This window comes from Brevundimonas sp. UBA6550, assembly GCF_002434505.1.
In the GTDB taxonomy this organism is placed as follows: domain Bacteria; phylum Pseudomonadota; class Alphaproteobacteria; order Caulobacterales; family Caulobacteraceae; genus Brevundimonas.
In genome coordinates this window covers 479,829-491,954 of the sequence record NZ_DJKE01000012.1, presented here as the reverse complement: position 1 = coordinate 491,954, position 12,126 = coordinate 479,829, and the positions used below count along the sequence as shown (strand labels likewise).

General features: G+C 68.3%; 10 protein-coding genes. 6 read left to right on the top strand and 4 right to left on the bottom strand.

The features are described from left to right. Positions 1-446: 446 nt before the first annotated feature. Positions 447-629: a hypothetical protein gene (locus tag B3Z70_RS15840; RefSeq protein WP_292045896.1), complete on the top strand. Its 183-nt coding sequence runs from the start codon at positions 447-449 to the stop codon at positions 627-629. A gap of 249 nt (positions 630-878) precedes the next feature. Further along, on the top strand, positions 879-1,235 hold the full coding sequence (locus tag B3Z70_RS15835; protein ID WP_292024180.1) for a DUF6481 family protein: 357 nt from the start codon (positions 879-881) through the stop codon (positions 1,233-1,235). A 60-nt stretch (positions 1,236-1,295) separates the two neighbouring features. Here the strand turns inward: B3Z70_RS15835 and B3Z70_RS15830 are convergent, their stop codons facing one another. Then, complete coding sequence (locus tag B3Z70_RS15830; RefSeq protein WP_292024179.1) at positions 1,296-4,652, bottom strand: PAS domain S-box protein; 3,357 nt, start codon at positions 4,650-4,652, stop codon at positions 1,296-1,298. A 130-nt stretch (positions 4,653-4,782) separates the two neighbouring features. Here B3Z70_RS15830 and B3Z70_RS15825 point away from each other — a divergent pair, with 130 nt between their 5' ends. The 4 genes from B3Z70_RS15825 to B3Z70_RS15810 all read left to right on the top strand — a co-directional run bounded on the left by B3Z70_RS15825 (position 4,783) and on the right by B3Z70_RS15810 (position 9,496). Next, a complete protein-coding gene (locus B3Z70_RS15825; protein WP_292045895.1) occupies positions 4,783-5,961 on the top strand; it encodes a cell wall hydrolase in 1,179 nt (392 codons plus the stop codon). A 166-nt stretch (positions 5,962-6,127) separates the two neighbouring features. Further along, positions 6,128-7,993, top strand: a complete 1,866-nt coding sequence (locus tag B3Z70_RS15820) for a PAS domain-containing protein (RefSeq protein ID WP_292021410.1) — start codon at positions 6,128-6,130, stop codon at positions 7,991-7,993. A gap of 63 nt (positions 7,994-8,056) precedes the next feature. After that, positions 8,057-8,464, top strand: a complete 408-nt coding sequence (locus tag B3Z70_RS15815; RefSeq protein ID WP_292021408.1) for a response regulator — start codon at positions 8,057-8,059, stop codon at positions 8,462-8,464. A 72-nt stretch (positions 8,465-8,536) separates the two neighbouring features. Further along, positions 8,537-9,496: an aldo/keto reductase gene (locus tag B3Z70_RS15810; protein WP_292021406.1), complete on the top strand. Its 960-nt coding sequence runs from the start codon at positions 8,537-8,539 to the stop codon at positions 9,494-9,496. A gap of 143 nt (positions 9,497-9,639) precedes the next feature. Here the strand turns inward: B3Z70_RS15810 and trxB are convergent, their stop codons facing one another. The 3 genes from trxB to B3Z70_RS15795 all read right to left on the bottom strand — a co-directional run bounded on the left by trxB (position 9,640) and on the right by B3Z70_RS15795 (position 12,122). Further along, on the bottom strand, positions 9,640-10,647 hold the full coding sequence (gene trxB / locus B3Z70_RS15805) for a thioredoxin-disulfide reductase (RefSeq protein WP_292021404.1): 1,008 nt from the start codon (positions 10,645-10,647) through the stop codon (positions 9,640-9,642). Between the two features lie 69 nt (positions 10,648-10,716). Next, on the bottom strand, positions 10,717-11,703 hold the full coding sequence (locus tag B3Z70_RS15800) for a mitochondrial fission ELM1 family protein (RefSeq protein WP_292021402.1): 987 nt from the start codon (positions 11,701-11,703) through the stop codon (positions 10,717-10,719). Then, positions 11,700-12,122: a VOC family protein gene (locus tag B3Z70_RS15795; protein ID WP_292021400.1), complete on the bottom strand. Its 423-nt coding sequence runs from the start codon at positions 12,120-12,122 to the stop codon at positions 11,700-11,702. Before B3Z70_RS15795 ends, B3Z70_RS15800 begins: the two co-directional genes overlap by 4 nt. Positions 12,123-12,126 lie beyond the last annotated feature (4 nt).

Here is a 12,126-nt window from a genome sequence, read left to right as displayed (position 1 = left end):
GTAGTCCTGTTCAGCAGGGCGAGAAACGCGGCCCCCGGGGGTAGTCTTGCCGGCCAGGCGACGCTGTCGGTCGCTTTCCAGCCTGCAATTTCCGGCGCTCGGCTCACTGGCCTGGGCGTCGAGGACGGGCCTATAGCCAGCCTTTTATGGCCGCAATGTGGTCGATTCGCAATCGGATGGTTAAACGACAGAAGCGCCTATGTATTTTTCAGCAGTCGCCCGTCATGTGGCCGAAAGCCGACATTGAACGCGCAATCTATAGGGCCAATACTGTATTCCGTTATCTGTGCATTTTGTCATAAATCGACGTATCTGATGTCGATAACTAAAAATGGCGTCGATACGGTTGTTAAATGTGACATAGGCCGTAATCCACGACTGAAAGCCGCCGCCGGAACCGTTAAGCCGTGTTCGGCGTTGAAGCGTGGCTTTTGGAGAGACCTCTCATGAAAATCGCCATCACCGCCGCCGCCGTCCTGGGGACCCTGGCCCTGGCCGCCTGCGGAACCACCATCGAACAGAAGGCCGCCAGCGGCGCGGTCGCCGGCGCCGTGGTCGGCGGCCCTGTCGGCGCGGCCGTCGGCGGCGCGGCCGGCACGGCGGTCGGCCAGTCGCAGAAGCCGCGCTAAGCCCCAGAACGGCGGGTCCGCCGGACGGCGGCGCTTGCCGTCCGGCAGCGATGTCCTATCTGATGGCGGTGTTGCGGCGAGGCCGCCACCGTTCATCGAATCTCTTTCGCCGTCGATTTCATGGCGGCGAACCTTGATTTTCGCTCGCATATCGGCTTTGTGCGCCCCGCTTCGGGCCGCGCGTTTTCTTCGCCGCCTGACCCCCGACGGCCGCTCCTGGCCGCTCACAAGGAACCCTGACGCTTTCGCATGAAAGATCTGAAGACCGGATTCTCCGACCGCATTACCGCCCAGCAGGACGCCAAGAAGGCGCTGCTCGCCAAGTTCAAGCCCAAGGCCGCCGCGCCTGATCCCGAGTTCGAAAAGCTGGCCGAAAAGCGGGCCGCCGAAAAGGAAGCCCTGCGCCAGCAGCACGAACTGGCCAAGGCCGAGCTGCGTCGTGAAAAGGCCGAGAAGGAAGCCGCTCGCCTCGCCGCCGAACTCGCCGCTCAGGAAGAGATCGACGCCGAGAAGCGCGCGGACCGCAAGGCGCGCAAGCAACTGACCAAGGAAGAGCAGAAGGCCAAGCGCGACGCCCGCTACGCCGCCCGCAAGGCGCGCCGCTAACCATCGGCCCAACTGAACGATCGACGCGCCGCAGGCTCTGCGGCGCGTTTTTTTTGTTGGTCAGGCGACCTGCGCGGCGGTCAACTGTTCCAGCAGGCCGCGAAGCTGGTCCGAGGAATAGGGTTTGCGCAGCAGCGGCCAGGGCGTGTCGGCCAGCGCCTCGTCCACATCGTCGCCGACATAGCCCGACACCAGGGCGATCCGCATCTCGGGCCAGGACCGGGCCGCGACGCGCGCCAGATCGACGCCGCTCATCCCGCCCGGCATGACCACGTCGGTCAGCATCATGTCGAACGCGGCCTGATCCAGCGCGCGCAGGGCGTCCTGACCGTTTTCGGCCAGATCGACGTCCAGCCCCAGCTCCTCCAGGATTTCCAGCGCCACCGCCGCCACGCCCGGATCGTCCTCGACCAGCAGCAGTCGGCCGCCCTCGATGCGGCTGGCGTCGGTCTCGACCGGCGCGCCTTCGACTGCGGCGTCGTCGCGCGACAGGGGCGGCAGATACAGACGGATTTCCGCCCCCTGTCCCGGCGCCGACACGATCTGCGCCCCTCCGCCCGACTGACGCGCGAAGCCATAGACCTGGCTCAGGCCCAGGCCGGTGCCCTTGCCGACCCCCTTGGTGGTGAAGAAGGGTTCGAACACCCGGTCCAGGATGTCGGGCGACATCCCCTCGCCATTGTCGATCACCGCGACGCAGACATAACGGCCGGGCGCCAGTTCGGCGACCTGACCGGCCGCGACCTGGACCTCGCGCGTCTGCACGGTGATGCGCGCCCCGCCGCGCCCCTTGGGCCCGGTCACGTCGCCCAGGGCGTCGCGGGCGTTGACGATCAGGTTCAGCAGGGCCGCCTCGAACTGGGCGGGATCGACGTTGGCGCGCGCCCCGCCGCGCTTCAGCTTGACCTTGAAGTCCACGGCCTCGCCGACCGCGCGCCGCCACAACGGCTCGCCCTCGTGGATCAGGGCGTTCAGGTCGATGGGTTCGGGCCGCAGCGCCTGACGGCGCGAGAAGGCCAGCAACTGGTGCGTCAGGCTCTCGCCCCGCCGGGCGGCGGCCAGGGCGGCCTCGCCCAGCTTCTTGCGCTTGGCCGGATCGTCGCTGCGCAGGATGATGTCCAGCGCGCCGATCACGACGGTCAGCAGGTTGTTGAAGTCGTGCGCCACACCGCCGGTCAGGCGCCCGACCGCCTCCATCCGCTGGGCGTGCATCAACTGGGCCTCGGCCTGGGCCTTTTCGACCAGGGCCTCGTCGACCCGTTCCTCCAGCAGTTCGTTGATCCGTTTCAGGTCGTCCTCGGCCCGCTTGGCGTCGGTGACGTCCAGGCAGGCCCCGACGTAGCCCTGGAACAGGCCGGACGCATCGAAGCGCGGCACCCCCTCGGTGCGCAGCCAGCGCAGACCCAGCGACGGATGCTGCACCCGCGTCAGGGCCTCGAACCGATCCCGCGCTTCGAAGGCGCGCATGAAGGCGGCCGAAAAGACCGCTTCGTCGTCGCCATGCACCAGACTGCGCCAGCTGTCGGGCAGATGGGTCTCGCCCTTGACGCCGAAGAAGGTGCGGTAGCGACGATTGGCGAAGATCAGCTGGGCCGCGTCGTCGCTCATCCAGATCAGGGCCGGGGCGCTGTCGGCGACGGTGCGGAAGCGGTTCTCGGATTCCTCCAGCCTGGCCTGGGCCGCACGGGTCTCGGTCACGTCGAAGGCCACGCCGACGAAGCCGATCACCTCCGAGCCGCTGACGCGCGGCCGCGAAAACGACTTCAGCCAGCGCCACTGGCCGTCATGTCGACGATAGCGGGCCTCCAGCGAGAAGGGCGTGCGCGAGGCCTCGCCGGCCACGGATTCGCTCAGGATGCGCGCTTGGTCGTCGGGATGGATCGCCACGCGCCAGTCCAGGTCGCGCGCCGCCTCATAGCCGGCGCCATAGAAATCGACGTAGGTCTGGTTGACGAAGCTGCGGCGCCCGTCCTGGCCCGTCACCCAGATCAGGACGGGGGCGGTGTCGGCGATGACGCGGAACCGCTGTTCGCTCTCGCGGGTCTCGTTCTCGGCGCGGGCGCGTTCGACCTCGGCCCAGGTGCGGGCGGCGACCTCCTCGACCAGGCTGACCTGCGCCTCGGTCCAGGCGCGGGGCCGCGAGGCGTGGACATAGAGGAAGCCGCGCAGTCGACCGTTGCGGATCAGAGGCGCGCGGATCAGGGCGCGGGTCTGGATGGCGTCGAAGGCGTCGGCGAAGTCGGCGGTGCGGGGGTCCTGGCGAACATCCTCGATCTGGATGGTGCGGCCGTCGGCCAGGTCTGCGATCAGCCCCTCGCCGAAGGCGTGCAGGCTGAAATGCCCCCGGGCGCTGGCGACGCCGGCGGTCCAGTCGCGGGTCATGGACACAATGCCGGCCGCCTGATCGACCTCGCCGTAGCCGACCCGGTCGGCGTCCAGCAGGCCGCCGAGCGCGCTCTCGACCTGGCCCATGATCTCGTCGGGATCGGTCTGGTCGCGCAGCCGGTCGCTGAGGTCCAGCAGAAATGCATGGCGACGTTCCGCCCGCGCGGACGCCTCCAGCGCCGCATGGCTGTCGGTGATGTCGAAGGCGATCCCGGTGTGGCCCAGGAAGCGACCATGATCGTCAAAGCGGGGACGTGCGATGGCGCGCATCCAGCGCCAGTCGCCATCGGTCCCGCGAACACGCGCCTCGAACTCGTAGGGTTTGCAATCCTTGGAAGCCTCGGCCTCCAGGACGTCGATCTGTTGCAGGTCGTCGGGGTGGATCGCCTGCCGCCAGCCGCCGTCGGCGAGCGCCGCCTGATCCAGGCCATGCAGGTTCAGCACGGCGGCGTTGGCGAATTGGAACGCGCCGTCGGCGTTGCGCAGCCAGATGGGCGCGGGCGTGGTGTCGGCCAGCTGGCGAAACCGGGTCTCGCTCTCGCTGATCCGCAGCAGGGCCCCGCGCAGGGCCGCGCTGACCGCGGCGATGAAGAGGCCGACCATGATGAAGTTGACCGTGGCCACCAGGCCGATCGCGCTCAGCACCCCGTCCTTGCCTGTGGCGGTCACGCCCAGAATGGCCCAGCCCCCGCCGATGCAGATCACCAGCGCGACCAGGGCTGCGGTCCAGCCGCCCGCCAGCGCCGCGAGGCTGACCGCCGGCAGCAGGATGGTGAAGCCGGTCAGTTCGCCATAGATCGCCGACAGCGCGGCACGCGCGATCAGGGCCGCCGCCGCGAAACCGACGCCGATCAGCACGCGCCCAAGGACGGAAGGGGTCGATAGCTGCGCAAGGCCGACCAGCCACCTGTCGGCCGCCTTCATGCGCCACGACGACGCCCTGTCGTCCCTGGTTTTCCGCATCCCCGGTCCCGTCTCGATCAGGCGAACTGGCGACAGCTTTACACCTTGCGTCGCGACCGGCCACCCCATCTTGATCCGCACCGACCGAGACACAAGGTAACAGCGGTCGCCGTGTCGCCGGAAATTGGTCTAGGTTTGTCGTTAAAGGCGCGAACCTCTGGCGTTCGGCGACGTTGTCGAACGCCCTGTCGGACCCTGAATGACCCTGCCGCCCTGGAAGACGATGTTGAAGACGCTGCGGCGTTCGGCGGCGGCCCTGCCGGCGGCGGGCGCGGTGCTGGGCGTCGCCATGGCCGCCGGGTCCAGCGTGCGCCCCGACGCCGACCGCACGGCCGAGGCGGTGTCGCGCATCACCGGCGGCGACCTGGGCGTGGACGGACTGGCGGCGATCAAGGCGCGGCTGACGCCCGCCCAACTGGCCGAGGCCATGCGTCACGATCCCAACCTGCTGCAGCCGGCCCTCTATGGCCTGACGCCGGGGTGGGAAAGCCTGACCCTGGCCGGAAAGCCGGGACTGGAGCCGGGCAAGAGCGGGCTGGAGGCCCAGCGTCTGAACGCCGCCATGGCGCCCGCCTCGGGCGCGCTGCGCCCCGCTCAGCCGTTCGTCTTCAAGGGCAGCGCCGAGGACCGTCGCCGCGCCCTGCGCTGCCTGACTCAGGCCGTCTATTTCGAAGCGGCGCTGGAGCCGGACAGCGGCCAGGCCGGCGTGGCCCAGGTGGTCCTGAACCGCGTGCGCGATCCCAACTACGCCAACACCGTCTGCGGCGTGGTGTTCGAAGGGGCCGAGCGGACCACGGGCTGCCAGTTCAGCTTCACCTGCGACGGCTCCCTGGCTCAGGCGCCGGTCGCCTGGGCGTGGGATCGCGCGCGTCGCGTGGCGGAAAAGGCGCTGGACGGCGCGGTCGCGCAGCAGGTCGGCACAGCCACCCACTATCACGCCGACTATGTGCATCCCTGGTGGGCGCCGACTGTGGCCAAGGTCACGCAGATCGGCGCGCACATCTTCTATCGCTGGAAGGGCGTCTATGGCGAGACCGCCGCCTTCCGCAACGTCTACAAGGGGCGCGAGCCCGCGATCGACGAGGCGCGCTTCTCGCGTCCGCGCGCCATCCAGGCCGCCGGGTCCGCGACCGGCGGACCCGATCCCGACGCCCCTGCGGCGGGGGTGAAGGATGCGCCCCTTCGGACGGTGGAGATCGACGGCCAGCAGCGCGTTGTCGGCGTGGTCAGTCTGGGCGGACGGCGCCTGCCGACGCGCGACGAGGTCGCCACCATCAACGCCCGCCTGACCGCCCTGGAGCGGCCGAAAGCCGCGACGCCCGCGCCGGCCGGCGTCACGACGATGGAGGTCGAGGAAGTCGGCCGGCCGACGAACTGAAAAGCCGGCTTGCAACGGTTTGACGCCTCGGGGCATTGAGGGGCTTACGCGAAACGCCATGCGCCCTGGAGGCCGGGCCCAAGAGGATGCCTCGTTGAACCACCCAGAAGTCGATTGTTCCCGGTGGGACGAAGCGGATCGTCTTGCGGCGCTCAGGCGATATGGGGTGCTGGACACGACGCCCGAGGCGTCGTTCGACGATCTGGCCAATCTGGCCGCGCGCCTCTGCGACGCCCCGATGGCCGCCGTCAGTCTGGTCGACGCCGAGCGACAATGGTTCAAGGCCGAGGTCGGGCTAGGCGTGTCGGAGACGCCGCGTCCCACATCGTTCTGCGCCCACGCCATGGTCAGCGACCAGCCGATGGTGGTGACCGACGCCGAGCAGGACCCACGCTTCGCCGACAATCCGCTGGTGACCGGCGCCCCGCATATCCGCTTCTACGCCGGCTATCCGCTGAAGACGCCGGAGGGGACGCCGCTGGGCGCGCTGTGCGTGCTGGATCATCAGGCGCGGCCGCAAGGCCTGACCGAGCTTCAGGCCCTGGCCCTGCAAACCCTGGCGGCCCAGGTCATGACCCAACTGGAGCTGCGTCGCGCCCTGCTGGACCGGGACCGCAGCGAAAAGACCGCCCGCCTGGCGATCGAGGCCTCGGCCTATGTCGGCGCCTGGGATTGGGATATCGCCTCGGACCGCGTTGTGGCCGACGAGCGTTTCGCGCGGATGTACGGCGTCGACCCCGTCGCCGCGCGCGAGGGCGCGCCGATCGAGGTGTTTCGCGCCAGCGTCCATCCCGACGACGCTGACCGGCTGGGAGAGGACATCCAGCGCGCCCTGGACGGCGAAGGGCCGTTCGTCAGCGAGTATCGGCTGGTCGTCGACGGCCTGGCGCGTTGGGTGCTGGCCCGAGGTCGGGTCGAATATGATCGCTCCGGCGCGGCGGTGCGTCTGCCCGGCGTGGCCGTCGACATCACCGAACGCAAGCAGATCGAGACCGACCTGGCCGAAACGGCCCGCGCCCTCAGCGAAAGCGAGACCCGGTTCCGCGTGCTCGCCGACGCCATGCCGCAGATGGTGTGGTCGACCCAGCCGGACGGTTTCCACGACTATTACAACGCCCGCTGGTACGAGTTCACCGGCGTCCCCGTGGGCTCGACGGACGGGGAGGGCTGGAGCGACATCTTCCATCCCGGCGACCAGCAACGCGCCTGGACGACCTGGCGCCATTCGCTGGAGACGGGCGATCCCTATGAGATCGAATACAGGCTGAAACACCACAGCGGCGCCTATCGCTGGACCCTGGGTCGGGCCGTGGCGATCCATGACGACGACGGTCAGATCACGCGCTGGTTCGGGACCTGCACCGACATCGACGAGTTGAAACGTCTGGAGCAGGGGCGCGAACTGGTCAGCCAGGAGCTGAGCCACCGGATCAAGAACATTTTCGCCGTGGTCACCGCCCTGGTCGCCCTGTCCGCGCGTCAGTACCCGGAGGCCAAGGCCTTCTCCGCGTCCCTGCGCACCCGCATCGCCGCCCTGGCCCGCGCGCACGAGTTCGTTCGGCCTCACACCGAGACGTCCAAGACCACCATCGGCGCCACGACCCTGCACGCCTTCCTGGCCGATCTGTTCAAGGCCTATGCCGACGAGGTGGGCCTGCCGCGCGTCATCATCGACGGGGACGACGCGGTGTTCGACGATCAGGCGGCGACATCGGTCGCCCTGCTGTTTCACGAACTGGCCACCAACGCCGCCAAATATGGTTCGCTGTCGCAGAAGGCGGGCACCGTGCTTTTGAACACGGTGCGGGACAATGATCGCTTCATCCTGACCTGGATCGAGCGGGACGGTCCCCGCATCGATGGGCCGCCCTTGCGCTCGGGCTTCGGCTCGTCCCTGGCCACCCTGTCCGTGCAGGGTCAGTTGGGCGGAAAACTGGACCGGGAGTGGAACGCGGACGGGTTGAAGGTCATTGTCGATCTGCCTTCGACGGCTCTGTCGCGTCGCCGTGCGGCGATCGCCGGCGGAATTTAGCATTTTCTTGAAACCTACTGCGGCAAACCGCGTTCCGTACGCTCCCGGGCACAAGCTTAAACCATGACTGCGCGTATCCTGATCATCGAAGACGAGGCCCTGGTGGCCATGGAGCTTCGGTTCGTCCTGGAAGACCTGGGCCACCAGGTCATGGGCGTCGCCGCGACCGCAAAGGCCGCGCAAGACCTCGTGCGCGAAAACGACGTCGATCTGGCGCTGGTCGACATCCACCTCTCCGATGGTCCCACCGGCATCGAACTGGGCCGCGAACTGGGCCAGGAGATGGGCGTCAGCGTCCTGTTCATGACCGCCAATCCCGGCATGGTGCGCGAGGGCGTCGCCGGCACCATCGGCGTCCTGTCCAAGCCGACCGACGAGCGCGCCGTCCAGACAGCCGTGGATTACGCCCTGCGTCGCCGACAAGGGCAGCCCACAGATTACGCGCCGCCCGGACTTCAACTGTTCGGCTGATCGCCGGCGAAGCGGTTGCGGTCGGTTCGCCGTCCCCTATGTCCAGGGCTCCCCGAAACGGAGCCTCCCCCTATGAGCAATCTCGCAAAACGTCCCCTGGGCCGCAGCGGTATGGACATCGCGCCGCTGGTGTTCGGCGGCAATGTCTTCGGCTGGACCGCGGACAAGGCCACGTCGTTCGACCTGTTGGACGGGTTCATCGCGGCCGGCTTCGACGCCATCGACACGGCCGACGCCTATTCGCGCTGGGTTCCGGGTCACTCGGGCGGGGAAAGCGAGACCATCATCGGGGAATGGCTGAAGAGGCGTGGCGATCGCGACGCGGTCAAGATCTTCACCAAGGTCGGATCCGACATGGGCCAGGGCCACAAGGACCTGTCGCCCGCCTGGATCGAGAAGGCGGTCGAAGACAGCTTGCGTCGGCTCCAGACCGACTACATCGACCTGTATCAGACCCACTGGCCCGACCCCCTGACCCCGCAGGAAGAGACGCTGCGCGCGCTGGACCGGCTGGTGCAGGCGGGCAAGGTGCGGGCCATCGGCACGTCCAACCACAGCGCCGAACAGGTCGCCGAGGCGCTGGCCATATCCGAACGCGACGGGCTGGCCGCCTACGCCTCGATCCAGCCGCACTACAACCTCTACAGCCGCGACACCTTCGAAGGGCCTTTGCAGAATCTGGCGGTCGAGCAGGGCCTGGGCGTCATCACCTATTTCAGCCTGGAGAGCGGCTTTTTGACCGGCAAGTACAAGACTGTCGATCAGATCGCCGGAACCAAGCGTGAGAGCGCGCTGAAGGACAAGTTCGACGAGCGCGGCGTGCGCATCCTGGCCGTTCTGGACGCCATCGCCCAGAAGAACGAAGCCACCCCCGCCCAGGTCGCCCTGGCCTGGCTGTTGGCTCAGCCCGGCGTCACCGCCCCCATCGTCAGCGCCACGACGCTGGAGCAACTGGCCGATACGCTGAAGGCGGCGCATCTGACGCTGTCGGACGAAGATGTGTCGGAGTTGACGGAGGCGAGCGCCTATTAAACCGCATCTCGCCCAACATCCTCGTCATCCTCGGGCTTGTCCCGAGGATCCATACGCCCGGTTTCGCCGGTGCTCACCGTCATAGACGGAGTCTATGGATCCTGGGCGCAGGGCCCAGGATGACGACTTGGGTGTAAAGCGCGTCACCAGACGCCGATCTTCTCGGCCTCGGCGTGGCTGATGGGGTGGTTGGCCTTGGCGTGGTCTTCCTCGGCCAGGAAGCGGGCGGCTTCCAGGGCGGCCATACAGCCCATGCCGGCGGCGGTGACGGCCTGACGATAGATGTCGTCGGTGACGTCTCCGGCGGCCCAGACGCCCTCGATGGCGGTGGAGGCCGTGCCGGGCTTGACGCGCAGATATCCGCCCGCGTTGGTTTCGAGCTGGCCCTTGAACAGTTCCGACGACGGGGCGTGGCCGATGGCGATGAAGACGCCGTCCGCCGGGATTTCGCGGGTCGCGCCATCCTTGACGTTCTTCAGGCGCACGCCGGTGACGTTCCTGGCCATGCCGTCGACGACGCCGACGATCTCCTCGATGGCCACGTTCCAGACCACCTCGACCTTGGGGTTGGCGAACAGGCGGTCCTGCAGGATCTTTTCGGCGCGGAACTCGTCGCGGCGGTGAACGACCGTGACCTTGGAGGCGAAGTTGGTGAGGAACAGCGCTTCTTCCACGGCGGTGTTGCCGCCGCCGACCACGACCACTTCCTTGCCGCGATAGAAGAACCCGTCGCAGGTGGCGCAGGCCGAGACGCCGAAGCCCTGATAGGCGGCCTCGCTGTCCAGACCCAGCCACTTGGCCTGGGCGCCGGTGGAGATGATGACGGTTTCGGCCAGGATCTCCTCGCCGCTGTCCAGCGTCAGGCGGAACGGACGCTGCGACAGGTCCGCCGAGGTGACGATGTCGTGGATGACCTCGGTCCCGACGTGCAGGGCCTGTGCCTGCATCTGCTCCATCAGCCAGGGGCCCTGAATGGTCTCGGCGAAGCCGGGATAGTTCTCGACGTCGGTGGTGATGGTCAGCTGGCCGCCGGGCTGGATGCCGGCGATGACGACGGGGTTCAACGACGCGCGGGCGGCGTAGATGGCGGCGGTCCAGCCTGCGGGGCCGGAACCGATGATGGCGACGCGAACGGTACGAGCTTGGGTCATGACGCCTATTTAGGCGGTGATTCCCTTTTGCGCGATGCCGGTCATGACGGATGACGACGAAGCGTCGCCTTATCGCGCCCGCATCGCCTCCAGAACCGCTCGCGCCGCGCGGTCGGTTTCGGCCAGCGGCTCATAGGTCCAGTTGTCCAACGTCCCGTCGAACGGGCGGGTCGCGCCCCGCGATTGCAGGTCGTCGTGCAGGCGGGCGAACTTGTCGCCGGATTTCAGCGGGACCATCGGCAGGACGTGGACCGGCTTGCCGGTCGAGGCGGCCTCGGCGGCCATGTTGGCGCTGTCCTCGGTGACCAGGATGTGGTCGGCGAAATGCAGGAAGCCGAACAGGGGATTGTCGCCCGCACCGTCCCAGATCCAGCCGGGCAGGTCCGCCAGGCGGGCGGTCATGGCCGCCTTGGCCGCCTCGGGCGTGCGGCGCGAGAAGGTCAGCATCAGCGACCCGCCCGACGCCCGAACGGCCGCCGCGATCCGGTCGGCCAGGTCGGCGGCATGTTCGGGGGGCAGGTCGAAGGCCTTGGAACGGCCGCCGATCAGGACCGCGACGCGCGGATGGGGCAGGGGGGCGATGCGGTCGGCGAAGGCGGGCGCGGCCTCGGCGATGCGCCGGGGCGTGATGCGGTGGGGCGAGCCGGTGATCTCGAAGACATTGTCGCCCGACAGGCCGTCATGGGCGGGGGCGACGATCATGTCGTAGCGGTCGTTCGCCCAGCGCGGGTCCTGGGTCTGGACGACGAAGGTCTTGCCCCCGCTCCAGGTCTTCACCCGCGTCGACAGGGGCAGGGTGGCGCGGCCCGTCGCGATCCACAGATCGGGCCAGGGCGCGATGATCGGATCGGATGCGGGCGCCAGCATGGCCGTCGTCTTCAAGGCCGACGGCAGGCGGTCGAAGACGGGCCGCCAGCGGATGTGTTTGATCGTGATTTCGGCCGGGGTCAGGTGCTGAACGGCCTCGGCCAACCCCAGGGCCTGGTTCTGGATCCCGGCGCGGCCGTCCGAGACGACCCAGACGCTTAGAGGGCTTGAGGGGGGAATGGGGGTCACGCCCCGCCGGTGTCGGCCCGCAGCCAAGTCATGGCCTCGATCTTGTTGCCGTCGGGATCGCGCAGGAATGCGGCGTAATAGCCGGGGGCATACTCGGGACGGAAGCCGGGCGCGCCCGCATCATGGCCGCCTGCGGCCAGTCCTTGGGCATGGAAACGATCCACCGCATCCCGATCCGACGCGGCGAAACAGACGTGGACGCCGTTGCCGGCCGTAGCCGGCTCACGATCCTGAGGCACGGAGGCCCAGAATTCGGGAAGGGTGCGGCCGTAGGCCAGGCCCATGGGGTGGTCCATCACCCGGCCGACGCCCAGCGCCTGAAAGGCGGCGTCGTAGAAGACGCCCGCCCTGGCCAGGTCGGTGACGCCCACCGAAACATGCGACACCAGGGGCGGTCGTGTTTCGGCGGCGCCGGTCATGGTC